The sequence below is a fragment of the Rhizobium sp. PEPV16 genome (assembly GCF_008919455.1).
GTDB classification, from domain to species: Bacteria; Pseudomonadota; Alphaproteobacteria; order Rhizobiales; family Rhizobiaceae; genus Rhizobium; species Rhizobium leguminosarum_Q.
In genome coordinates, this window is sequence record NZ_VSZV01000305.1 from 10,618 (window position 1) to 33,678 (window position 23,061).

24 protein-coding genes and 2 pseudogenes are annotated in these 23,061 nt (G+C 60.8%); 14 read left to right on the top strand and 12 right to left on the bottom strand.

From position 1 onward, the window contains the following. Positions 1-37: 37 nt before the first annotated feature. Both FY112_RS16180 and FY112_RS16185 read right to left on the bottom strand, forming a co-directional pair. Complete coding sequence (locus FY112_RS16180; RefSeq protein ID WP_151518844.1) at positions 38-568, bottom strand: arsenate reductase ArsC; 531 nt, start codon at positions 566-568, stop codon at positions 38-40. Beyond that, positions 565-921, bottom strand: coding sequence for a metalloregulator ArsR/SmtB family transcription factor (locus FY112_RS16185; RefSeq protein ID WP_151518845.1), 357 nt, complete (start codon positions 919-921; stop codon positions 565-567). Before FY112_RS16185 ends, FY112_RS16180 begins: the two co-directional genes overlap by 4 nt. A gap of 42 nt (positions 922-963) precedes the next feature. Between FY112_RS16185 and FY112_RS16190 the strand changes: the two genes are divergently transcribed. Then, a complete protein-coding gene (locus FY112_RS16190; protein ID WP_151518846.1) occupies positions 964-1,488 on the top strand; it encodes a DUF6428 family protein in 525 nt (174 codons plus the stop codon). Between the two features lie 125 nt (positions 1,489-1,613). Here the strand turns inward: FY112_RS16190 and FY112_RS16195 are convergent, their stop codons facing one another. Then, positions 1,614-2,597: a squalene cyclase gene (locus FY112_RS16195; protein ID WP_131619728.1), complete on the bottom strand. Its 984-nt coding sequence runs from the start codon at positions 2,595-2,597 to the stop codon at positions 1,614-1,616. A gap of 317 nt (positions 2,598-2,914) precedes the next feature. Here FY112_RS16195 and FY112_RS16205 point away from each other — a divergent pair, with 317 nt between their 5' ends. Together FY112_RS16205 and FY112_RS16210 are read left to right on the top strand one after the other, a co-directional pair. Continuing rightward, a complete protein-coding gene (locus tag FY112_RS16205; protein WP_032991940.1) occupies positions 2,915-3,745 on the top strand; it encodes a response regulator in 831 nt (276 codons plus the stop codon). 186 nt (positions 3,746-3,931) lie between these two features. Then, a complete protein-coding gene (locus FY112_RS16210; RefSeq protein WP_094085713.1) occupies positions 3,932-5,263 on the top strand; it encodes a diguanylate cyclase in 1,332 nt (443 codons plus the stop codon). Between the two features lie 142 nt (positions 5,264-5,405). Here FY112_RS16210 and FY112_RS38600 read toward each other — a convergent pair whose 3' ends face one another. The 7 genes from FY112_RS38600 to FY112_RS16245 all read right to left on the bottom strand — a co-directional run bounded on the left by FY112_RS38600 (position 5,406) and on the right by FY112_RS16245 (position 14,059). Further along, entirely contained in the window at positions 5,406-6,425 is a 1,020-nt protein-coding gene (locus FY112_RS38600) for a GlxA family transcriptional regulator (RefSeq protein WP_003540607.1), read from the bottom strand. Between the two features lie 294 nt (positions 6,426-6,719). Next, positions 6,720-6,920 (bottom strand): hypothetical protein, encoded by a 201-nt coding sequence (locus FY112_RS16220; protein WP_026157393.1) that lies wholly within the window; start codon positions 6,918-6,920, stop codon positions 6,720-6,722. 341 nt (positions 6,921-7,261) lie between these two features. Next, complete coding sequence (locus FY112_RS16225; protein WP_151518848.1) at positions 7,262-7,909, bottom strand: MarC family protein; 648 nt, start codon at positions 7,907-7,909, stop codon at positions 7,262-7,264. Between the two features lie 107 nt (positions 7,910-8,016). After that, a complete protein-coding gene (locus tag FY112_RS16230; protein WP_131645349.1) occupies positions 8,017-8,421 on the bottom strand; it encodes a hypothetical protein in 405 nt (134 codons plus the stop codon). Between the two features lie 54 nt (positions 8,422-8,475). After that, complete coding sequence (locus FY112_RS16235) at positions 8,476-10,632, bottom strand: mechanosensitive ion channel family protein (protein WP_151518849.1); 2,157 nt, start codon at positions 10,630-10,632, stop codon at positions 8,476-8,478. A 50-nt stretch (positions 10,633-10,682) separates the two neighbouring features. After that, complete coding sequence (locus tag FY112_RS16240; RefSeq protein WP_246700696.1) at positions 10,683-11,942, bottom strand: alpha/beta hydrolase; 1,260 nt, start codon at positions 11,940-11,942, stop codon at positions 10,683-10,685. Between the two features lie 299 nt (positions 11,943-12,241). Next, the gene (locus FY112_RS16245; RefSeq protein ID WP_151518851.1) at positions 12,242-14,059 is read right to left on the bottom strand and encodes an adenylate cyclase; all 1,818 of its coding nucleotides are present in this window, start codon (positions 14,057-14,059) and stop codon (positions 12,242-12,244) included. A 145-nt stretch (positions 14,060-14,204) separates the two neighbouring features. On the opposite strand from FY112_RS16245, the gene FY112_RS16250 reads away from it, so the two are divergent. From FY112_RS16250 to FY112_RS16285, 8 genes and pseudogenes are all read left to right on the top strand, one after another. Further along, positions 14,205-14,462: a hypothetical protein gene (locus FY112_RS16250; RefSeq protein ID WP_017960868.1), complete on the top strand. Its 258-nt coding sequence runs from the start codon at positions 14,205-14,207 to the stop codon at positions 14,460-14,462. Positions 14,463-14,627: 165 nt separating this feature from the next. After that, complete coding sequence (locus tag FY112_RS16255) at positions 14,628-15,734, top strand: HlyD family secretion protein (protein WP_151518852.1); 1,107 nt, start codon at positions 14,628-14,630, stop codon at positions 15,732-15,734. Next, entirely contained in the window at positions 15,724-16,752 is a 1,029-nt protein-coding gene (locus FY112_RS16260) for a DUF2955 domain-containing protein (RefSeq protein ID WP_094085718.1), read from the top strand. Before FY112_RS16255 ends, FY112_RS16260 begins: the two co-directional genes overlap by 11 nt. 92 nt (positions 16,753-16,844) lie before the next feature. Then, positions 16,845-18,227: a DUF3300 domain-containing protein gene (locus FY112_RS16265; protein WP_151518853.1), complete on the top strand. Its 1,383-nt coding sequence runs from the start codon at positions 16,845-16,847 to the stop codon at positions 18,225-18,227. Between the two features lie 20 nt (positions 18,228-18,247). Next, the gene (locus FY112_RS16270; RefSeq protein ID WP_017960857.1) at positions 18,248-19,204 is read left to right on the top strand and encodes a DUF2950 domain-containing protein; all 957 of its coding nucleotides are present in this window, start codon (positions 18,248-18,250) and stop codon (positions 19,202-19,204) included. Positions 19,205-19,285: 81 nt separating this feature from the next. Further along, positions 19,286-19,519, top strand: coding sequence for a DUF2171 domain-containing protein (locus tag FY112_RS16275; RefSeq protein ID WP_017960856.1), 234 nt, complete (start codon positions 19,286-19,288; stop codon positions 19,517-19,519). Positions 19,520-19,583: 64 nt separating this feature from the next. Next, a pseudogene (locus tag FY112_RS16280) lies at positions 19,584-19,717 on the top strand (DUF2945 domain-containing protein); the annotation flags it as partial. A 38-nt stretch (positions 19,718-19,755) separates the two neighbouring features. After that, the gene (locus FY112_RS16285) at positions 19,756-19,941 is read left to right on the top strand and encodes a DUF3008 family protein (RefSeq protein WP_151518854.1); all 186 of its coding nucleotides are present in this window, start codon (positions 19,756-19,758) and stop codon (positions 19,939-19,941) included. Positions 19,942-19,975: 34 nt separating this feature from the next. Here FY112_RS16285 and FY112_RS16290 read toward each other — a convergent pair whose 3' ends face one another. Beyond that, positions 19,976-20,692 carry an MgtC/SapB family protein gene (locus FY112_RS16290; protein WP_151518855.1) on the bottom strand — a complete coding sequence of 239 codons (717 nt, stop codon included), beginning with the start codon at positions 20,690-20,692 and terminating at the stop codon, positions 19,976-19,978. Between the two features lie 285 nt (positions 20,693-20,977). Between FY112_RS16290 and greA the strand changes: the two genes are divergently transcribed. Together greA and FY112_RS38605 are read left to right on the top strand one after the other, a co-directional pair. Then, positions 20,978-21,460 (top strand): transcription elongation factor GreA, encoded by a 483-nt coding sequence (greA, locus tag FY112_RS16295; RefSeq protein ID WP_017960852.1) that lies wholly within the window; start codon positions 20,978-20,980, stop codon positions 21,458-21,460. A gap of 48 nt (positions 21,461-21,508) precedes the next feature. Continuing rightward, positions 21,509-21,702: pseudogene (locus FY112_RS38605) on the top strand (hypothetical protein); the annotation flags it as partial. A gap of 48 nt (positions 21,703-21,750) precedes the next feature. Here FY112_RS38605 and FY112_RS16305 read toward each other — a convergent pair. Further along, on the bottom strand, positions 21,751-22,644 hold the full coding sequence (locus FY112_RS16305) for a LysR family transcriptional regulator ArgP (protein WP_131619740.1): 894 nt from the start codon (positions 22,642-22,644) through the stop codon (positions 21,751-21,753). Positions 22,645-22,744: 100 nt separating this feature from the next. On the opposite strand from FY112_RS16305, the gene FY112_RS16310 reads away from it, so the two are divergent. Then, positions 22,745-23,061, top strand: a 317-nt coding sequence (locus FY112_RS16310; protein ID WP_181018229.1) for a LysE family transporter, incomplete at its 3' end; no start/stop codon positions are given.

Sequence of the window (23,061 nt, forward strand, 5' to 3'; positions counted from 1 at the left end):
TCAGCGACCAGACGGCGCGGCAAATCGAACGGCCCCATCAGTCGGCCGTCGCCGGTTTTTTGGACATGCCTTCCATGGCGCCGATCTGGCGCAGGTGCGTTTCCAGGGCGAGCTTGTCGATCGACGAAAGAGGCAGGCTCAAAAAGGCGCTGATCCGGTTCTTGAGGAAGCGGGCGGCCTGCGCGAAAGCGCGGCCCTTGTCGACTTCGCTGCCCTCGACGGCAGCGGGATCCTCGACACCCCAATGGGCGGTCATCGGATGGCCGATCCAGACCGGGCAGGCCTCTCCGGCGGCGCTGTCGCAGACTGTGAAGATGAAGTCCATCTCCGGAGCGCCCGGTTCGGCGAACTCGTCCCAACTCTTCGAGCGGAAACCGGTCGTGGGATAGCCCTGCGCCGCAAGCTCCTTCAGCGCATAGGGATTGACCTCACCCTTCGGCTGGCTGCCGGCCGAATAGGCCTTGAACCGGCCCTTGCCTTCGGTTTCCAGGATGGATTCCGCCAGGATCGAGCGGGATGAATTGGCAGTGCAGAGAAAAAGCACGTTATAAACGCGGTCTGTGGTCATTGCAGTTCCTCCTTGGTTGCAGGTGTACAGCATGCGGCAACGGCAGCAGCCGGTGCGCAGATCTCAGGGTTTCCACCGCAGCAATCCTCCATCAGGAAACGGATCAGGCCGCCCAGCGCCTCGTAATTGGCGGTGTAGATGATCGAGCGGGATTCGCGCTGCTGCGCAATCAGGCCGGAGCGTTCCAGCTCCTTCAGATGGAAGGAGATGTTGGATGGCGAAACCTCCGCCTTTTCCGCGATAGATCCTGCCGCCATGCCATCGGGGCCTGAGACCACGAGCATGCGGATGATGTGCAGGCGCGTTTCCTGCGAAAGTGCGCCGAATGCGATCAGGGCTTGACGTTGATCCATATTTCAATAATCCTTGAATCGTTGAAACGAGGATTAGCGCAAATGAACGCCATCGACAACAGCAAAAATCAGGCGGACGACATCAAGCTTGGCCTGCTGCTCAACATACTCGCCAGTGAAAGAGACACGCCGCTGGTTTTCTATTACGACGGCCAGCCGGTGAAGCCCGGTTATCATATCACCGAGGTCAAGGCGGGCCAATTCTCCGCGCTCGATTGTGGCGCCAATCCCGAGGGCTGGACGGAGATCTTCATCCAGCTCTGGGATATTGATGAGGACGATCGCACGCATATGCCGGCCGGCAAGTTCTATTCTATCATCCGCAAGGTGACGGAACATGTGCAGCTGGACGATTCGGCCAAGCTCACCTTCGAAGTCAGCGACGGCGTGCGGCCGATGCAGCTCTATTGCGCGGCGATGCCGGTTCTTCGCGCTGATGCCGTGCATGTCGAGCTTTCGCCACGGCCGGCAAGCTGCAAGCCGCGCGATCGCTGGCTGGCAGAGGAAAACAGCAAGGCGGCGGCCTGCTGTGGGCCGCAAGCGGCAACGAGCGGATGCTGCGTGTAAGGACTAAGATCGGGTGTTGGCGAGAATGCCTGGTTGGTCAGTGATCCCGGCGTTAATCCTGCACGGTGTGGTCAATCAACTCGGCATCGGTGAGACGGCATTTCCTACGTCGACTGGGTTTGCCGTCAGGCATTGATTGAGGGCTGGGCATCCCACCATCTGAGCACCCGCATCGCCCGGAGCGTCAGCCACCGCGAGGGCTTGCCTTGCCCGTCATCAACCTCGAACCACACCCGACCTGCAGGGCTCTCGTCGAGCGGCCAACTGCCGTCCTGCAAGCGCCGGGAACGAAGGTGGTCGATTGCTTCGCCGAGGCGTGGATCGGGGCCGGCGCCGGTCAGGATCGCGCTGGCGCGGAAATAATCGAGCGCGCGCAAAATATCGTAGCGCCAGCGGTTCGGATGCAGGAGGCGCAGGAAGCGCTCGTCGGCTGGCTCGCCGGTGCCGAGGCGGCGGAACAGGTTGCGGGCCAGCAGAAACCCCTCGCCCGTCCTGCGCGCCTCTCGAGACCGATGTGTGCCGCCGGTCGATCTTTCGTATTCCAGCAAACCTTCCAGCACGTTGATGGTGCTGGCGAAGGAGGAGCGGACAGAGCCGCGAGCCCGCTCGCAGTTCCAGCCACCGTCGTCGAGACGCTCGCCGGCCAGCCTGTCGACGATGGGCGAGACGTCGATCCCGAAATAGGCGCCATCGGCAACGGTGCGGCCGTTGATGCACTCCTCGACTTCGCCTTCCCAGTAGGGCTGGCCGCCTTCTTCCCAACGGGCGTTGGCGCCTATCAATTTGACGGTGCGCCTGGCGCAATCGCAGGCGGGATCCAGACCGAACTCGCGCAATTGCGACAGCGAGAAGGTCGTGGCCGTCCACGGCTGGCCACGCTCCTTCCACTCGTGCGGGTCGAAACCGGCGGGCAGGAAGGCGCCGCCTGCCCATTGCCCGTCCTCATCCTGGCAGGAGAGCAGCCTGGCGCCCCAGCCCTCGGTCTCGACTTTGGCCCGCTCAGTCATCCATTCCCGCTCCGGGGCGTCGAGCAGGTCGCGCATCACCTGCCATCGGATCGACGGGTCGGAGTCGAGAAGCCATTCGATCACCGGGTCGGATTGGATCATGAGGCGAACCTGTCGGCGGAGTCGGGGTCTATGGCTCGTTTATATTCGCTTCGGCCGAGCGGTGCCAGCCGGATGGGCTCGTCGGCCGCGTCACCAACGGCGCCTTCGGTTTCCGCATCAACCGCTCGCCGGCGCCTGCCATGCTACGGCGAATGCGGCGTTTCGCGTCTGACTTCTTAATCATATCTGCAAAGAAATCGGAAGGGGCACCATCGGGCCGCCTCTTCATTTGTATCCAGGCGCGCCGATTAATAATTATTCAAATCAATCGATGTATCGGTTTGATCCGGGGACAGATTTTACATCAAAGGTTTGCTATGGCGTTTCTAGGTATTTCGGGGATGCAATATTCCGGGGAAATGTTTGCCGGCGCGCGTATTCTTGTCGCGGAAGATTCCAACGTGTTCACCTCGATGATCAGCAAACGCCTCAAAGAGCTGTTCGATATCGATGTCGAGATCTGCCGCAGCTTCGAAGATCTGCAGGTTTCCTACGACAAATCTTCCGATCCGATCACGCTGGCGATCTCGAACATCAACCTGCCCGGCGCCGAAAACGGCGAAGCGCTCGAATATCTGGTCGATCTCTCCATACCCACAATCGTCTTCACCGGCACCTTCCATGAAAACATGCGCGACAAGCTGATGGCCAAGGATATTGTCGACTATATCCTCAAGGACAACATCTTCGCCGTCGACCTGCTGGCGGAATCGATCTGCCGCTTCCTCACCAATCATCGCCACCACGTGCTGATCGTCGACGATAGTGCGACTGCGCGCGCCCTGCTGTCGAGCCGGTTGAAGCGCTACAATTTCCGGGTCAGCGTCGCCGAGAGCGGCGGCAAGGCGCTGGAGATCCTGAAGGCCAACCGCGATATTGGCCTTGTCATCACCGACTACAATATGCCCGACATCGACGGCTTCGAGCTGACGCGGCGCATCCGCGCCAATATTGGCTCGCACGAGCTGCGCATCATCGGTGTTTCCTCTTCGTCGAACCGGCTGCTTTCGGCACGTTTCCTGAAGGCCGGCGGCAATGATTTCATGCTGCGTCCCTTCATCGACGAAGAGTTCTACTGCCGCGTCAACCAGAACCTCGATACGCTGCTGCAAATTCAATCGATGCGTAAGGAGCGGGCGGTTGCCTGACAGCCCTTCCAGCATCGGTATCGCCAGGGGAGCAGAAATGACGGCCGGGGACAGTCTTCGAATTTTTGCAATTTCAGGTAATGTCGCCGTTGTTTGTCCCCTTCACGCGCAAAGGCCTCTCGGTTATCGTCCCCGCCGGGGAGAGGGCCGACTCGCGCCCGTCAGACGCATGGGGGAGTAGCGGCTGTGGCTTTTCAACCAGATTTTCAGCGGGATGGCATCGGGTTACGCTCGGGCGGACTCAAAATACTTCTGGTTGAAGATTCCCGGATGTTTTCCGCCGTGCTCTGCCACCGGTTTCAGACGGAGCTCGGCCTTGCCGTCAAATCCTGCCCGTCGCTGAAGGCTCTTCGCAAGGAACTTGCCGACGACGCTCACGGCTACACCATGGCCGTCGTCGATCTCAACCTGCCGGATTCGCCCTATGGCGAAGCGCTCGACTGCACGATCGAGCATGATATCCCGGCGATCGTCTTCACCGCGACATTCGATCTCAACACGCGCAACAAGATCATGGAGCGCAATGTCATCGATTACGTACTGAAAGACAATGAATTCGCGCTCGACAATCTCGTCGCTACCGTCCGGCGGGCGATCTCCAACCGCAAGACGCGGGTGCTCGTTGTCGACGATGTCGTCTCGGCGCGCCAGGTGCTCGTCGACCTCCTGAAGGCACAACAATATCTCGTCGTCGAGGCAAATTCGGGGCTCGAGGCGCTGGCAGCGCTTGAGGCCTACAGCGATATCGAGCTCGTCGTCACCGATCACCACATGCCGGATATGAGCGGCTACGAGCTGACGCGGCGCATCCGCCATCGATTTGGTTCGGACAGGCTGCGTGTCATCGGCGTTTCCTCCTCCAACGACCGCATGCTTTCGGCGAGTTTCCTCAAGGCCGGCGCCAGCGATTTCGTCTACCGGCCCTTCGTCGCGGAGGAGCTGCAATGCCGCATCGCCAACAATGCCGAAACGCTGGCGCAGATGCGGCAGCTGAGGGCAGCGGCGGCCTGCGACTATCTGACCGGCCTCTATAACCGCCGCTATTTCTACGACAACGGCCCGAAGCTGGTGAACGAGTGCCTGCGGCTGAAGGTGCCGAGTTCCGTTGCCATTCTCGATATCGACCATTTCAAGCGGCTGAACGACACTTATGGCCACGAGATCGGCGACAAGGTGCTGAAGGCTGTCGCAAATAGGCTGTTTACGATCTTCGAGGGCAGCGACAATCTTCTCTCGCGCCTCGGCGGCGAGGAATTCGCCATCCTTTTCCCGCAGATGGATTCGGCAGCCGCGACCAAGCTCTGCGACGAGATCCGCTCGGACATTTCGCGGCTGAAGGTCACGGCCGACGACGAGGAACTCGGCGTCACGATTTCGATCGGCATCGCCGAGATCGCCGGTTACGAAACCTTCGAGAACTACCTCAACGCCGCCGACCAGTTTCTCTACATGGCCAAACACAGGGGTCGCAACCAAGTCTATTCCGACGCCAAGATGACGGAAGAGGCGGCGCAATAGCACCTCTGGGGCGGGGCCAAGCCGCCGCCCTTTATCTCAGGCGGCGACGATCTTTTCGCGTCAGGCGAGATCAGCTTTTTAATGTCTCAAGCGGCGACGGCCCGTCTTATTGTCTCAAGCGGCGACGGCCTGTCTTATTGTCTCAAGCGGCGACGGCCTGGCGCGCGGTCGCCATGGTCATCTTGCGCTCGGCGCGCTCCTGCTGCGGTGAGCGGTGGTAGAGTTCGCGATAACACTTGGAGAAATGCGAGGCCGAGACGAAGCCGCAGGCGACGGCGACCTCGACGACCGGCATCGAGGACTGCACTAGAAGATGGCGCGCACGGTCGAGGCGGATTTCCAGATAGTAGCGGGCCGGCGAGCGGCCCATCTCCTGGCGGAACAGCCGCTCGATCTGGCGGCGTGAGAGGCCGGCGCCGTCGGCGATCTCGATCAGCGACAGCGGTTCGGCGAGATTGCCTTCCATCAACTCGATGATCGACAGCACCTTGGCGTTCTGCACGCCGAGGCGGGCGCGCAGCGGCAGACGCTGGCGGTCGTGCGGGTTGCGCACGCGGTCGGTAAGGTGCTGCTCACAGATGCGGTTGACAAGGCTTTCGCCGAAATCCTCGCCGACGAGGTTCAGCATCATGTCGAGCGAGGCGGTGCCGCCGGCGCAGGTATAGAGATTGCCGTCGATCTCATAGAGATCGGCATAGACCTCCGCCTGCGGGAAGGCTTCCGAAAAGCCCGGCAGGTTTTCCCAGTGGATGGCGCAGCGCTTGCCGTTCAGGAGGCCAGCCTGGGCAAGCACATGCGCGCCCGTACAGAGACTGCCGACGGCGACACCGCGATTGTAGCATTCACGCAGCCAGGCATTGACCGACTTGTTGTTGAACTGCTCGACATCGATGCCGGAACAGACGAGCACCATGCCCGGCCGGTTTTCGCCGCCGAGATGACGGCGCTCCTCGGCAAGCGAGGAATTTGCCTCGACGCCGATGCCGCAGGAAGAATAGACTTTTTCCCCATCGACGGAGGTCAGCCGCCAGGTATATGCCTGATAGCCGAGCATGCGATTGGCGATGCGTAAGGTGTCCACGGCCGCCGAAAAGGGCAGCATGGTGAATTGTGGTACCATAAAGAAGACTACCGAACGCTTCTTGATCTGCATCCTGTTCATAGCGAAATCCATGCTCGAGGGGCGATGACACATTCGTTGCGCGGAATGCGTCGCGCCGATGTCTTGAAAGCGACACTGGCATGGAAAAATGCGGCCGGGAAGAGCAAATATGCGACATCGCCGGCGATTTGGCCGGTCAAACCGCGAGAATGGCCGAGGGCAAGCATAAAACAGGCTGACAGGCGGCTGAAAATCAATGTTGAAAATGGCTTAGGAATGGACGGTCAGGCTACGAAAAAGGCGGCGTTGCGCAGTGCAGACGCCGCCCTCATCTTGGGAGGAATGTCGCATTCATTACATGGTCCGGTGTTTGTTGTCGTCCGTGCTCGGCCAGCCGATGTCCTTGCGAATGTCGAAGGGCATGGCTTCGATTTCGCGGGCCGTCTGCCAGCGCGTCCAGGCGAGCACAAGCTTACGGGCATAATGTGCCAGGTCGAAGCGGCTTTCACTGGAGGTGAGGGACTTACCACCACCGCGATAGGTGAGCGTGGTCATTTTCCGGTTCCTTTCTTGGGTCAGGGGCATGGTCGTCAATGGGAGGTTCGTCCATGTCCATGATCCTAATATGGGCTTTGAAAACTCATCATTCAAACGAATAGAACTTATGGATAACATCAGAGATATTGAATGATCGTTGCGTGCCGCCGGCCGTCTGTGACGCCTTTGCAGCCGGTCATCGAGCTTAATCCCCGGCTTTCCGTGCAGGGGGATCGCAAATCTGCAGCTAAACATGATGCCGAAATGCGTGAGCGGTTTCGGACGACATCACGCTCTATTTCTTTGATTTAGAATCCCGGTTCAAATTTTAGGCCGGGTCCGGCCTAAAATTGTCGGATCTAGTGTGCAGCGGTCGGGGTGATGATCCCGAGATTGCCAAGCCCGACGACGATCAGCTGGACTGCGACTGCGGTCAGCAGAATGCCGAAGACGACCTCCGAGACGATCATGGTGACTGGCTTCATACGCTTGGCGAGCTTGTCGATGTTGGTGAACACCAGATAGTCGAATGCGCCGACGATCAGGATCAGGCCGATGACGAGTATCGCGCTGGCGATCGAGACGACTTCGCCGGAGGCGATGATGATGATCGTAATGCCGACAGGATTGAGCAGGTAAGGGACCGCAAGCGGAAATACGGCCAGCTTGTCTGGATCGACGGGCGCCGCAATGTCGTCATGCGGCTTCTCCGTTGGTCCTGATGCCATCTTGATGGCGATGAGCGCGAGGATGATGCCACCGGCGACGGCAACGGCGCCGCCGGTGATGTGGAGAAGCCGCATCAGCAGCGCGCCGGTGGCAAAAAGGATCAAAGCCGTAACGACGGCGATCAGGACCATCTGGCGGCCGATGCGCACCTTGGTTTCGGTATCGAAGGCGTGGGTCTTTTCCAGAAACGGCACCAGGGCGATCTTCGGCCCCATGCCGATCAGAAGCAGCAGGAGAAGTTTTCCGACGAGTGCGGCATCGATGACTGTGAAATCCATGGAACGTGCCCTCTAAATTTGTGACGCGAAAATCGAGACCATCCCCAGCCGGGGGAGGATCGTGACGAAGAGAACCAAAAGAACTCGCCAGTCTTTCTGCGAGCCGCTCAGCGCGGGCACACATCCCAGAAGCCCGTCGTCTTGGCAGGCGAGGTGTAGTACCAGCATTGGCCGGATTGCGGCGGCGAACCTGCCAGTGAGACGGCGGCAGCTCCGGCGACGAAGCCGATGGCAGCACCCGCGGCGATGGCGGTCCCCGGACGCCAATAGCGGCGAGGGGTGACGACCACGACGCCGCGCCGGACGGGCGGGCGAACGACGGGAGCGGTTCGGCGTCCGACCGCAGCGCATCCGCGTGGTCCGCAGGCTGCAGCGCCGCAGCCTCTCGGACCGCATGCCGCCACGCCACGACGGGCGGCTTCGGCCGTGACGGGAGCGAGGACGGGCGCGCAGACCGTCATCATGACGGCAAGTGTCGCAAGCATGCGCGTAGGGATGACCAACATCTTCATTTCATTTCCTCCCACTGCTCTCGTCTGTGTTTCATTTCCTCGAAGATGCCGCCCTCAGGCCGGGCTTGCGGCGGCGGCTGCGTTCTGTGCTGCGAGCGTCTGCTGGGCAGCGGCTGCAACAGCGTCGTCCTTGCCGCCGGAGACCTGGACGGTCGGCACAGCGAGCTTGATGCCGTTTTCGTTGAACGCCTCATGGATCATCCGCAGAGCCCGACGCTTCAGCGTGAACTGCTGGCCGGGAAGCGTCATGACCTTCATACGCAGGAGCAAGCCGGAGTCGCCCAGGCTATCGATCCCCTGCATCTTCAGCGGCTCGATCGTCGTCGGCTTGAACTCCGGATCCTCGAACAGCTGCAGGCCGATCTTCTTGATGATCTTGCGGGCCTTCTCGATGTCGGAATCGTAGGTGATGGTGATCGTCATCTTCTCGATCACCCAGTCGCGGCTCATGTTCTGCACGGCACCGAGCTCGCTGAACGGGACGATATAGACCGCGCCGCGATGGTGCCTGAGCTTGATCGATCGCAGGCTGAAGGATTCGACGGTGCCCTTGTAGCTGCCGCTCTGGATATATTCGCCCACCCGGAATGCGTCGTCGAGTAGGTAGAACATCCCGCTGATCACGTCCTTGACCACCGTCTGTGCGCCGAAACCGATCGCAACGCCGACTACGCCGGCGCCGGCGATCAACGGGCCGATCTCCACGCCGAGCGACGACAGTGCCATCATGATCGCGACGGCGACGAAGAGGATCATGAGGAAATTGCGAAGGATCGGCAGCAGGGTTCTGAGACGCGTGCGCCGCCGCTCCCGCTCGCTGCCGACTTCGAGGACGGTTTCGGTGTCGCCGAGCTTGCGATCGATCAGCACTTTCACGACGCTCCAGGCGAGATCGACGACGAGCAGAATGATGCCGGCGCTGAGGAGGCCGCGCACGAGGCGCAGAAGCGGAGAATCCTGCATCGTCATCTGCGTCAGCCTGATATCCAGGGCGTTCGCCAGCAGAATGATGGCGCCGACGATCAGCGCCGCCCTGATACCACGCTCGACGACCACCGAGACGACGGTGCCTCTCTTGGGGCCGTCCTCTTCGTCCTCGGAAGAGCGCAGGATATTGTCGACCGACGCCTTGGTAAGGGCGATAGCGCCGGGCAGTGCCGCACAGACCACCGCGATCCAGAACAGCCTCATCGCTCCCACCACCCACAGCAGCCAGACGGCAACGAAGTAGACCGTCCAGAGCCAGTTCCGCGCTCGCGGGCCGATGCGGCTCGCCTGGCCGGCAGTCAATTCGGACGGACGTCTCCAGACGGCTTCGATGCCGATGACGAGCAGCACGAGGCCGAGGGCATAGGCCACGAGTTGCCGGGTCGGGACGGAAAAACCGAGTGTGCCGAGCAGGCGGATGGTCACCCAGCCAAAGGCATACCAGCCGACGAGATAGCCGAGGCGTTTCGCCCAGTGGCCGGCGGCATCCCTCGTAATCGGTACGACACGAAACCGGCCTTCTTCCTCTGCTCGCGGCGCCAGAAGCACGTCGAAAAGCGCGCTCGCCAGACGGAAGACCACGATCGCAAAGAGGTAACCGACGACGATTTCCCGAACGATCGGCGGCCATTGGAACAAGAGGAAGAAGCCGATGCTGCCGAGGCCGAACGACAGAACGAAACATGCCGCCCACAGAAGCCTCGCAGCCAGTGCGATCACCCTCTGGCGAACCGTCGCGAAGGGCGCGCGTGTCATCCAGGAGCGCCAGCCGGCGCTGATCCACCAGAACAGCCATTGCGCAGCCAGCCCGACGGCGACGAAGGCAGCGACCAGGAAGATCGGCCGCGTCCCGCCGCTCGCCTGGATGTCCTGATCGAGTATGGCCGCACCACGCATCGTCTCCGACGGAAAGGACTGGATAGCCCCCAGAAGGCCGGAAGCGTGGACACGGAACCGCATCGCAAATTCCGAAAATGAAGGGTCGCCGTTCGGCGTTGCGACAGGCGGTTCGGTCACGGCCTTGGCTGCTTCCGATTGCTGCTGCAGGAAGCGCTGGACATCCGGATCCGAGAACATGCCGATAAAGCGCTGGACACTTTCAGACTGCGGGCTCGCAGGCGTCGTGCTCTGCGCCACGGCAATGGAGGCACAAAGGAGAATGGATACCAGGGTGGCCCCGATGAGAAGCGGCCTGACCATGCGGATCTTGGAAAGTAAAGGCATCGTCTATCCTGATCTCGATGAAGCTGTTGCGTCTGCCGGTTCGTGAAGCGCTATTGCCTGCATGTCTCCTTCGATCGGCCCGCGGCAGTACACTCGGACGCCTTCGGTCGCGTACCCACGGGACCCGTGAGGCCGGTGACCTGGCTGGCGTAATTATCTCTGGTATCCGCATCGACGACCGCGACCGGGGCGGCAAGGATCAGGCCGGCGGCACTACCCGCGGCGGCCGCCGTGCTCGTGGTCGCCGCGAGGATTTTGTCCCCGAGCCCGACCTTGCTGTCGGTCAGCGTCTGGCCGTCGGAAATCCGCGCACCGATGAGCTGAACGACCTCGGGCGATTCCGCAAATTTCCCATGGTTCAGCCTGTCGCCGGCCTTGACCTTGGTGAGGTCGATGACCGTGATCTGGTTGTCGGCCAGTTCCTTCTTGTAGGGGGCCTGCTCGGGATCGATTGCGCCGAGTCTGGCGACGTCGCCCCATACCCTGCGCGATACCGCGAGCGCGCGATCGTCTCGCGAAACGAACAAGGTAAAATTCGGATGCTGCTTGCCCATGTCGACGATCTGCTGGCGGAAAACATCGACATCCACGTCGGGCGAGGCCAGCATGACATTCTTGAACTTGGCAGGGAGGCGGCCGTTGCGGATCGCCATCTGGCGAAGCGCTTCCAACGCCAGCCAGTTGCCCATGGAATGCGCGAGGATGGAGACTTCCTTCACCTCTGGATCCCTCGCGAAATACTGGAAGAGCGTCTCCAATGCGTTGCGCGTATAGTTGGTGCTCTCCCTGTCATAGCCATAGGCGAGCAGACTGCCGCGCGACGGCCATGTTACCAGCACGGGCGCGCTGTGGACGCCGGAATCCTTGACGATCTGGGCGAAGCGATAGACCGAGTCTTCGAAGCGGTTGTTGAAGCCGTGGATGAATACCAGCACGCTGCGGTCGCGGCTCTTCCTGACTGAGGCGCTCAGCCATTTCTTTGCGTCGTCGCGCGTGATCTCCTCGGCTTTCAAGGTTGCGAAGTCGGTGGCCGGATTGGATGGAAGTCTTCTCGGCCAGGCGACTTCGCCGATCTTGCGGACGTTTGCAGGCGGGATGGATACGGTGATGTCGGCAAAGGCTGGGGCGAGTGCGCGCTCGCCTGTGAACATTTCGCCTTGGATGGTGGAGCGGCTGCGCGTCGTGGTCACGAGCATGTCGACCTTGGTGGCGTTCGGCGCGCTATCGGCAACCGGGATGAGGACGTTCTTCGGGTGGCCTCCGCATCCGGCCAATGCGCAGAGGAGCAGCAGAGCCGAGATCCATTTCAAACCCGGAGCATTTCCTGGTTTCTCCGAGCCACGGAAATGCTCTGTCTTTTTGTTTTCACGCAATTCCGGACGCAAAACCGCTGCGCACTTTTGCTGGAATTGCGCTAGGGAAAGGCTTGGTTGAATTCGGCCGTCACGACATTTTACTGTGCTCACTGGCGTTCCTCATAGCCCTGTCAAGTTCGTACAGGCCTCGACGCCGCACGCCGCGGCGGTCGAAGTCGGCACTGAGGTCAGACTATGCGAAGACGAGATGGCGTGCCCGTATGATCGGGTATGTTACGGTCGGGAAGATAGTATCAGCGGGGTTGCAGGTCCGAGGTGGCGGCGGTCGACGCGATTGCATCGGGATCAGGCACCGTCATCCCCGCCTTGCGTAGTCCTTCGATCAGACGATCGCGATCTTCGGGCTGCCTGTTGCGCATTGCGAGTTCCGTTACAATGTTCGGCAGGAAGTCAGGTCGCATGCTGACGAACACCTGTCCTTCCCGGCGGGCGTCGTCCATCATGCCAGCCTCCGCGTAGATGATGGCGGCGACAACATGGAAGAGAGGGAACTTCTGCATGTTCGCCTGCCTGATCTCCAGCACGGCGGTGTGGTTGTCGCGGAGCATATAGGCGGCCAGGGCTCGCGTTCCGTGGTAGAAGCCGCCGCTGCCCGGATTGAGCGCGATGGCCTGGTCCAGCAGGGTTGCTCCGCGCTGCCACTGGCCAGCGATCGCAAGTCGGGTTCCGAACTCGCCCATCAGTTCGGTGTCGTTGGGGTTCGTGGCGAGCGCCTGCTCGCCCACACGCAGTGATTCAGCGAGCTGCCTGTCGAAGAATAGCGCCGTCATCAGTGCTTGAAGCCCGCGCGTATTGTTCGGATCGATCTGCGTTGCGCGCCTGGCGGCATCGAGCGCCCGCTGTATGGCTGTATCCTGGCCTGGTGTCGGATTGAACTTGTACCGGTCCTCATCGAGATAGACGATCGACAGCATTGCCCAGGCGGTCGCATAGCTCGGAAACCGCGCAACCGCAGCCTCGAGGCAATCCCGGACGCGCGCATGCGCTTCGGCGCTCAGTTCCGAACGATAGGCATAGAAGCGCAACGTGCACTCATACGCACCGAGATCATCAGGCGGTGGACCGGCGGAGTCGATCTGTGCCATGACCCCATAGGGCTGGGCGATGGCGGTCGCGACCTTTCTGGCGACATCCGTCTGGATCGCAAACAGGTCTCCCGATGCGAGATCATTGTCATAGTTCTCCGACCAGAGGATTTCGCCGTCCGACGTATCGAGCAATCTGGCCGTCACACGAAGGCGCTTGCCCGACATGCGTACCCCGCCGGCAAGGAGATAATGTGCGCCGAATTCGGCCCGGATCTCCGATGCGCCCACATCCACTGGGAGGGACTTGGACGTTTCGCGGCCGAAGACCTTGATCTCCTTGAACCGTGGCAGGATGGTCATCAGCTCTTCAGTCAGGCCGGCCGTGTATAGCTGCGCCTCCGGCCCTTCGCCGAGATTGGCAAACGGGGCCACGACGAGGGCCGGCCGATCGGGCGACAGGCTTGCAACGCGTTCGAGCGACGGAGCGGGAGACCGCGCCCCGATCCAATAGAGCGAAATAGCTGCAGCGAGCGCAGCAGCACCCGGCAACAAGACCCGCTTTGCGCGCCACCAGCGTCCGGGGCGAACCTCGGAGGGTGATGTTTCGCCAGCGTCTTCGTCTCCAATGTCGACTGATGCCGGACAGGACCAGGCGAAGGTTGGAACATACCCGCCTTTGGGAATGTCGATCCTGACCGGGTCATGCTGCCCGGCGACGAGATAATAGCGCTCGAGCGAGCGCCGCAGCCGTCCGGCCTCGATCCTGACCACCGGGTCGTCCTGGGTGAAGCCGGGATCCCGGCCAAACACCTCGATCGCGATCGAATAGGCTTTGATCCGGTTGCCCCGACCCTCGAGGGTTTCCGAGACGACATAGCGGAGAAACGCTGCCGCGCGACCGACGCCTGGAAATTCAGGGCTGGAGACGACACGTTCCAGTTGCTCGCTGATATCGTCGGCTTGAGGCGCCGGCCTTGAAGAAATGGATGCAGCAGACCCCTCTGCTGGTATCGATGTCTGCATGTCTGTCCCCAATCCCCCGTGGAGTCACATCACTGCCAGACCGTATGTTACGGTAACATACTCCACGAACCGATCGTCGTCCATGAAGATCGGATCTGGCACACGTTGCAGTGGCGACGTCTCGAATGCCGGTAAGGAGTGGACCATGGACGAAGGCGTGACCGCAGTCCGTCGGCAGTTTCCAGCCAGGATCAAGGCGATCGACGATCTCTCTGCCCGCAGTGAGGACTTTCGGGAAATCTGCAGGGACTTTGCCGACGCCCAATCGGCGCTGCAGAAATGGAACGTCTCGACCGATCCGAAACGCGACGAGCGCGTCGTCGAATACCAGGAGCTGATCGCAGAACTCTCCAAGGAGATAGAGGGCGCGCTTGACGCCTCGGTACCGCCAACGGCTCGCTGATGCGTGCGACCAGGCCGGCGACAAGCCATCGCAAGGCGTATGTTACGGTTACCTACTTGCGTTCCATCGCCCGGTAACGACCATCGCGACACACATCCAGCGCTGAACTTTGCGCGCTGAAACTTTGCGCTTCCACGAAACGAAACGCCTCCGAAGGATATTGCCGTGGTTTCCGAAAATTTGGACGAGCCTGCCATTTCCCCAACGCCTCGGAATCCACTCCGCAGGATAGCCCTCATCATCGTCCTGCTGGCGCTCGTCCTGTTCGTTCTCTCCATCTTCATGGAGCGGCGCACGCCGTCGACCTCGCAGGCTCAGGTCCAAGCCTATATCGTCGGCATCGCGCCCGAAGTCACCGGCCGGGTTGTGGAAGTGGGAGTCGTCGACAACTCGAGGGTCGATACCGGTCAGGTTCTCTTCCGTATCGATCCCGAGCGCTACAAGCTCGCGGTCAATGAGGCCGAGGCGAGCCTTGCAAGTGTCGGCCAGTCAATGGGCGCGTCAACGGCTGCTGTCGATGCGGCGCAGGCAAAGCTCGTAACGGCCCAAGTCGATCGGGACAATCTTCGCGAACAATCTGCGCGCGCCGAAGAGCTGCAAAAGAGGGGCGTGTATTCCAAAGCGCGGGCTGATTCAACCAAATCGGCTTTCGGTCAGTCAGAGGCGGCCGTCACTGGTGCTGAGGCTGAGCTGGCCAAGGCCAAAGAGCAGCTCGGGCCGAGCGGAAATGACAATCCGCAGCTCCGGGCGGCTTTGGCGGCGCTCGAAAAGGCACGACTCGATCTGGTGCGGACCACCGTTCAGGCACCTTCGGCCGGGGTCGTGACCAACCTCCAACTTACAACCGGTAAGGTCGTGTCGGCTGGACAGTCAGCCATGACCTTTATCGATGTCGGAACAATCTGGATCACCGCCGCCTTCAAGGAGAACAGCCTCGAGAAGGTCGCAGTCGGCAACCAGGCGGAAGTCCTTTTCGACGCGCTTCCCGGTCGAGTGTTTCCGGCCCAAGTCGAGAGCGTTGGTTTCGGCGTATCGCAAGGCAGCACGGATCCGAACACCGGATTGCCGACGATCCGGAGCGATAGCGGCTGGGTCCAGGAGCCGCAGCGGTTTCCGGTCCGGCTCATCATCGAGGAGGCGCAGAGGCCGAAGGGCGGCGTGCGCTACGGATCGCAGGCGACCGTCGTCATCTACACGGGCGACAATCCGGTCACCAATGCCTGGGGGTCGCTCTGGATCCGCATCATGTCGGTGCTGACCTATGTCCGCTGAGAGGAGCCCCGCGGTCGAGGAGCAGAAACGCAAGGGACTGCGGGTCGCATTCGCAGTCTCCATCGGCTTCACGTTCGCGGTCTATGCCGGGGCCATCGTGCCTTTCCTCGGCCCGCTCTTTGCCGCCCAGTTTCTGCTCGGAAGTTCACGACCCATGCCGCTCGGCAAGACCATCGGCGCGGCGATGGTCATCCTGATCGCCGGGATCGCAATGATGGTTCTGACCAACGTGCTCGGCGACCGTCCGGCGCCCTTTCTGCTGATCCTGGGACTGACCTATTTCGCGTGTTTTGCCGCGCAGTCGACGGGAAAGGGAGGAGCGGCTGTCTTTCTCGTGCTCGTCGTTTCGATCATCGTGCCTCTGCTGGGCATCCTGAACAAGGAACTCGCCAATTCCATCCTATCCATCCTGGTCGCCGGGGTGTTGTCCGGCACGGTTCTGATGTGGTTCGCCCATGCGGTCTTTCCCGAGCCGTTCTCCCCGGAGATTGAGGCGGTGGCGATCGAGGAGCGGCCTCCGGCCTTGCTTCGGGCGCTGGCAAACACGGTCATCCTTCTGGGCTCCGTCGTGATCTGCCTGACGAGCGACAACCTGACCGCCGCGGCGGTCATTCCGATCACGGTGGCGTCGCTGCTCGGGCAGCTCGACGTTGCCGCGAGCGCTCGGGCGGCGATCGGGCTCGTGCTCGTCAATCTCTTCGGCGGTGTGCTTGCCTCCATTGCGTATGCAGTGTTGTCGCTGCGCCCCAATCTTCTCTCGATCTTCCTCATTCTTCTCGTCGTCGTCCTCCTCATCGGAGGGCGCGCGGCCGCCCGGTCGAAGGACGCGCCGGTTTTTGCCGGCGCCCTGACGACCTTCCTGATCCTCTTCGGCCTCGGGGTCTCGCCTCTGCCGGGGAGTGCTGCAGAATCCTTCGCCACCCGCATCGTCTATGTCGCAGTGGCCTTGATCTACGCGCTGCTGTTCGCCGTCATCCTGTGGCCGCGGACGAGGGAAACGAAGAGGATATCGGCATGACATTTCCTCGCCACTGGAATGAATGTAAGTATATATGAATATACTAAAGCCGGCAGCCTACACACCATGTCTGACCGCAGGGAGGATTTGAGATGGCTAGACCTCACGCATTGTTACTCGCCACGGGCTTGTTCCTGCCTTTTGCAGGTTTCCCGTTTTCGCCACATCCGATGCTGACCGCAGCCGCCCAGGAGCCTGCCGCTTCCAGTCCCGTCGTGGCGGAAGACGACGCGCCGGCGCCGCTGAGCGAGGACGAACTCGAAATCCTGGTGGCGCGGATCGCGCTTTATCCGGACGAACTGGTTGCGCTCGTCACGTCGGCGTCGCTCTACCCACTCCAGGTCGTGGAAGCAGCCCGGTTTCTCGAAACCTTGAAGAAGCAGCCCGAGCTCAAACCGAAGACGACGTGGGATGGCAGCATCGTATCGCTGCTGAATTATCCTCAGATCGTGACGATGATGAGCGAGGATCTGGACTGGACGCAGTCTCTCGGAGAGGCGCTTTCCTACCAGCAGAAAGACGTTCTGATCGCCATACAGCAACTGCGCGACAAAGCGGTCGCCGACGGCATCATCAAGACGGACGACAAGATCAAGGTCAGCCAGGAGAACGACAACGTCGTGATCGTCTCCGCCAGTCCCGACAAGATCTACGTTCCGCAGTATGCGCCGGAGATGCTGTATGAACCGAATTATGTGGCCGCGCCGATCGGCTACTATTCCGAGCCGTATCCGAACTACTACTATCCGACCGCCACCTTTTTTGCCGGCGTGGTGACGGGAGCAGTGTGGGCGGCTGCCGTCGACTGGAACCGTTGGGGTGTATGGGGCGGGCGCTGGAACGGCAACGTCGATATCGACTGCAACAACTGCTTTAACAACATAAACGGCAAAGTGAATATCAACGACGTCGACTGGAAGAAGGTCGACCGCAGCAAGATCGGTTTCGACAGCGCGCAGTTCAACAAGATCGACCGCAGCTCCTTCCGGACCAGTATCGAGGCGAACGGCAACAACAGGGTCGGAGCAAGAGGCAACGACCGTGCGAACACGATCCGCGATCAGCCAGGCAAAATCAGTGTCAACGATGTCCGCAAGAGCAAGATCGATGCGGACAGGGTCAATGCTGCTCGCAACAAGGCAGGCAATGCAGGAGCGGCTCCTGGGGGCGGGAAGGGCGCGCAGGCTGCGCAGAACCGCAGACCCGAGGCAAGGACGCCGAATAGGGCTGCCGAAAACGCAAGGCCCGGGGTCAACGCCAAACGCCCGGTCGCAAAGCCGAAGCCCGCGGCCCGGGTCGACAGCCGGCCGAGAAAGCCATCGGCCCTTGGTCAGGTCGACAGCGGCAGGCGCGCTGAGATGCAGTCCAACCGCGGCAGACAGGCCATGGCCGGGAGCAATCGTGGCGGCGGTAGAGCAATGCACGGCGGTGGCGGCGGCCGCGGCGGCGGTGGCCGCGGCGGCGGTCGTCGGTGACCGAAAGAAGGAGGAAAGTCATGACAAAGTCAGTCAGAAACATGCTTCTGGGTTCTGTGTTCGCTCTTGCGGCTCTCGCCACCAATGCGGTCCCGACATCTGCAGCAGAGCCATCCGATGCGACCGTCATCTCGGGCTTCGCTTCGCAGAGCGATCCGCCCGTGTTCGAGACGGCGGAACAGGTCGTCGACGCTTTCAAGGCGGCCCTGGCGGCCGACGACTTCGACAAGTTTACGGCGCTGCTGGGTATTGATGCAGCGAAAGCGAAGGCAGGCGAAGGCGTGATGGACACCTACGCACAGATCCGGGACGGCACGAAGAAGAAGATCGTCGTGAAGGACGTCGATGGCCGCAAGATCATCGAGATCGGCGACAAAATGTGGCCTCTACCATTTCCGATCGTGAAGGGCGACGATGGCAAATGGGGTTTCGATACCTATGCCGGGTTCGAGGAGATCATCAATCGTCGCGTCGGCGAGAACGAATTGCAGACCATTGACACGATGAAGGCCTATGTCGACGCCCAAAAGGAATATTCTTCCGCCGACCACGATGACGACGGCGTTCTGGAATATGCCCAGAGACTGATCAGCAGCGACGGCAAAACCGATGGTCTCTATTGGTCGCCTGATCTCGGCGAGGGGGATAGCCCGGCGGGCAATGCCCTCGAAGACAATGCGGCGCTTGATAAGGCGAAAGCCGGCGAGGGCTATTACGGTTATCGCTACAGGATCATCGACGGCCAGGGGCCGAACATCGCGGGTGGAGAGTTCGATTATGTGATCAACGGCAATATGATCGCAGGATTTGCCGTTATCGCCTGGCCGATCCGATATGGCGAAACCGGCGTGCACACATTCGCAGTCAACGCGAACGGTACGGTCTACCAGGCCGATCTCGGCCGGGAGACTGAAAAAATAGCTGCTGGCGTCAGGACCTTCAACCCGGGTGACAATTGGGACGTGACTGCTGATTGAACACGGTCGCGGATGTTTGGAACCAAGTCCGCTCCACCTCGTTGCCGCTTCGTATCTGGCAATGATGCAAAGGAGGAAACGATGATTTCCGCAGATCAGATTCGTGAACATATGGAAGTTCGGGCTGCCGACGGCACCCATGTCGGGACGGTCGATCACCTCGACGGCACCACCCGCATCAAACTGACGAAGACCGACTCGGGGGATGGAAAGCACCACTTGATCCCGCTCGATTGGGTCGATCACGTGGATGCCCACGTCCATCTGTCGAAGAACGCCAGAGATGTCCGAAGCCAATGGGCTACCATCAACTGACAGCCTGTCGGCTGCGGCTTGCGGGCCGCAGCCTCCTTCGAACGGCATAACCATGGCATGATGCCGAAAACCGCTCACCCCTTTCGGCATCAAAGGCCACAGCGTGAAGGTATCGAGGGCCGAGCCGCAATATATCGTCGAGAGCGACAAATCGGGAAAGTGCGCTGCACACAACCTGACGAACTCAAGAAGCTTTGACGCCGGCGGCCGTTCTGTCCAAGCAAAAGGAGATCGATATGCCAGCCAAATCCAAGGCCCAGCAGAAGGCGGCAGGCGCCGCACTTTCGGCCAAGCGTGGCGAGACGCCGAAGAGCGAACTCAAAGGCGCCTCGAAACAGATGGTGGAATCCATGAGCGAGAAACAGCTTGAGGAATTTGCCTCAATCAAGAGGAAAGGCAAACCTCAGCACGTCGCGAAATGAGAGATGTCGAACCGCCGGCGTGTAACTGCGAAGCTTATGTCGTCATCGACTTCATGGAGAAATCCGCGACCTCATGCGTGTTCGAAAGCGCGTTCAGGATCGCGCGCGCCGACATGTCAGGATACTTGGCGAGCCATCGCAGCTCGAACGTCACCTCGGCGCTATCGGTCGTTCGGTGGAGCGACAGGAAGCCTGCATGGCATCCGAGCGGGTTCAGCACTTCCGATAGGTCCGGGATATTGCCGTTCGAGGCGCGGACGACAAGCGTTGCCTTCTGTTCGCAACGCAGCCATGTGTCCAGACGCTTCAACGGCGACAGGACGATAAAGCCAATCACTGTCGCCGCGATGCCGGTCAGGATCTGGCCGCCGCCGAAGCAAAGGCCGACCACCGTCATGAACCACAACGTCGCCGCCGTCGTGACCCCGGTCAGCATGTCGCCGCGTTTGAGGATCGCTCCGCCGCCGATGAAGCCCACGCCCGTCAGGACGCCGAGCGGAAAGCGCAGCACGTCCATCTGCGTGAACGAGCCGGGCGTCTTTCCGTATATAGACAGAAGAAGGTTTGCCTGGATCATCGCCAGGCAGGCGGCAAGCGCCACCAGGATCGTGGTCCTGAAGCCTGCTGCGTGGCCGCCGCGCTCGCGATCGAGTCCGATGAGGCCGCCGGCAATCAATGTCAGTATAATCCGCGCGCCGATATCCCACCAGCTTGGCGTCAGCGGCATGGCATCCGTCAGGAACGAAGACATGTTTCTTTCCCGATCGTATGGTGGCCCTCTCGCTGCTCACCGGACATTCGCTTCTTTCCCACCACGTTGCACCAGGGATCGATCCGGATGCGCCACGGCGCACCGTGGGGTGTAAACGCCACGCCGCGCAGGACGTTCCCAACGCTCCGAGGCTACGGGGTAACCGAAGCAACCGTCGATGAGCCAGATTGGCGGTTCGCCTGCAGTCGGTGTATGATTCCTTCAAAGGGTTGGGGCGTTGCCCCTCAGCTGCCAGACCGCATCGCGCTAAAACGGAGTTCGAGATTGGCCGTCGCTTTCACCAAGGAAGAGAGTTTCGAAACCGCTTCGGAAACCCTGCTGCCCGATCGTCCGATTTCGCCGCATCCGAATATGGTCACGGAAGCGGGATTGAAGGCTCTGGAATTGCAGTTCCAGCAGGCTCGCGAGGCCTATGATGCTGCGAGCCCCATCGAAGACGTGAACGAACGGCGGCGGCAGACGGCCAATCCCTTGCGTGATCTTCGCTACTTAGCCGCAAGACTTCGCACCGCTCAGCTCATGCCTGCCCCTACGTCAATCGATACCGTCGCCTTCGGCAGCACGGTGACTTTCCGTCGTGACGATGGGCGTGTGCAGACCTATCGCATTGTCGGAGAGGACGAGGCCGATCCGAAGGCCGGGTCCATTTCCTATGTCTCCCCGGTGGCGCGGCTCCTGATGGGCAAGGCTGTTGGGGATATGGTGGAGACAGGAGGCCAGGAACTGGAGATCATCGCCATAGCATAGGAGCGGGGCAGCCCGGTCGGAAACGCAGGACGAGTAAGAGAAGGCTACGTCGAAAAATCCATCGCGACGCTGGAAGCGAAGATTGCCAAGATCAAAGCGAGCGAGAGCAGCCAAACTCAGGCGTCTGCTGCATCGAAGCCTGCCGGTGGCGCTCCGAAAGAACTTCCGGCGAAAGCGAGCGTATCGGCACGACGAATTTTGACGAGACCAGCGAGTTCGGCAGCCGCACGGCTTACGTCTGATAAAAGCGACCCGTTCACCGGGATGATGCTGCATTTTTGAGTGATGCATCAAAGGCGGCGCTTGGCCACGGTGACGACTTCGCGTGTCAGATCCGCCAGGCGGTCGGCGGCGAGGCGATTTATCTGCCAGTAAAGCGGGACATCGAGTGGCGTGTCGGGCACCAGCTCGATCAGCCGTCCGGATGCGAGGTGCTCGCGGGTCAGCTGGGTCGGGTTCATTCCCCATCCCATGCCTGAAAGGCTCGCCTCGACGAAGCTCTGCGGCGACGGCAGCCAGTGGGTGGGATAATCGAGATCGCGTCCGAATGTTCGTCGTACCCAGCTGCTTTGCAGCCTGTCCTTCTGATTGAAGGTCAGCGCCGGGGCGTTACGGATCGCCTCTGATGTCACGCCCTGTGGAAAATGGCTTGTGACGAAGTCAGGGGTTGCCGTTGCATGGTAACGCAGAACGCCGAGAGCAAAACGCCGGCATCCGCGGACCGGTTTTTCCAGGCTGGTGACGGCGGCGATCACCCGTCCGCGCTGCAGCCATTCGGCGGTATGGTCCTGGTCGTCGACGGCGACATTCAGCAGATAGGAAGAGCTTTTGGCAAAATTCGACATGGCCTCGACGAACCATGTTCCGAGGCTGTCGGCGTTCGTCGCGATTTGAAGCGTGACCCTTTGGCCTGGTTCGTTGGGATCGACGAGGGCCGGCAGTTGCCCGAAGAGTTCTGCTTCGAGCATGCCGACATTCTCCATATGGCGGCAGAGCCATTCTCCCTTTTCGGTCGCCGTGCACGGCGTGCCTCTGACGATGAGGACGACGCCGAGACGCTCTTCGAGCTGCTTCACGCGCTGCGAAATGGCCGAAGGGGTCACGTTCAAGGCGGTCGCAGCTCTTTCGAAGCTGCCTGTCTGGACAATGGTCGCGACGGCGCGAAGAGCGGGATAGTCGAGCATGGATTAGTTTCACTTAATCTGGATAAGTTGGATTAATTAGCCTAATTCTCGAAATAGCGATAGCGCAACCTCACCGAAATGAGGGGCGTTGGCCGAAGAGATGAATTTTTCGATCTATGGAACCGGCCTGATGATGGGCCTCAGCCTGATCGTCGCCATCGGCGCGCAGAACGCCTTCATTCTCCGTCAGGGCTTGCGCAACGAACATATCTTCGCCGTCTGCCTCGCATGCGCGGTATCAGATGCCGCGCTGATCGTGCTTGGCGTGACCAGCCTCCATCAAATCGCCAGGTTCATGCCCTGGCTCGATCCCGTCATGCGCTACGGGGGAGCTATGTTTCTGGTCTGGTACGGGGCAAGAAGCCTCTATTCCGCCTTGCGGTCGTCCGCCGCTCTCACGGCCGCGGAAGCCAAGCC